This window comes from Actinoallomurus acaciae (assembly GCF_042429965.1).
GTDB lineage: Bacteria > Actinomycetota > Actinomycetes > Streptosporangiales > Streptosporangiaceae > Actinoallomurus > Actinoallomurus acaciae.
Genome location: NZ_JBHLZP010001244.1, coordinates 1 through 673, shown reverse-complemented (window position 1 = coordinate 673; position 673 = coordinate 1). Strand labels below are relative to the sequence as shown.

The following is a 673-nucleotide window of genomic DNA, read 5'->3' as shown; positions in this document are numbered from 1 at the left end:
GCCGGGGTCCGGCGGCACCCGGCGCCGGCGCGCTGGCGGACGAACTGCGCGCGGCCGGAGCCCGGGTGCGCATCGTGGCGGCCGACGTCTCCGACCGGGACGCCCTGGCGGAGGTGCTGGCGGAGATACCGGCCGAGCATCCGCTGACGGCCGTCGTGCACGCGGCGGGGGTGCTGGACGACGGCGTGCTGTCGTCGCTGACCCCGGAGCGGGTGGACGCGGTGTTCCGCCCCAAGGCGGACGCGGCCTGGCACCTGCACGAGCTGACCCGCGACCTGGACCTATCGGCGTTCGTCCTCTTCTCCTCCGGCGCCGGCGTCTTCGGCAACGCGGGCCAGGGCAACTACGGCGCGGCCAACGGATTCCTCGACGGGCTGGCCCGGTCGAGGCGCGCCGAAGGCCTGCCCGCGGTCTCCCTGGCCTGGGGGCTCTGGGAGGAGGCCAGCGGCCTCACCCGGCATCTGGGAGAGGCGGGCCGCGACCGGCTCGCCCGCGGGCTCCAGGTGGCGCTGCCGTCGTCGGAGGCCCTGTCCCTGCTGGATCTGGCGTTGCGCGCCGACGATGAGGCGGTGGTCGTGCCCACGCGGCTCGACCACACGGCCCTCCGCCGCCGGGCCGATGAGGGCACGCTCCCCGCGCTGCTGCGCGACCTGGTGCGCGCGGCTCCGCGCCG

General features: G+C 77.1%; 1 protein-coding gene. It reads left to right on the top strand.

Features of this window, described 5'->3' with window-relative positions; all coding sequences use genetic code 11:
* The coding region (locus ACFFNX_RS51890; RefSeq protein WP_378213883.1) for a beta-ketoacyl reductase at positions 1–673 on the top strand (673 nt) is incomplete at both ends.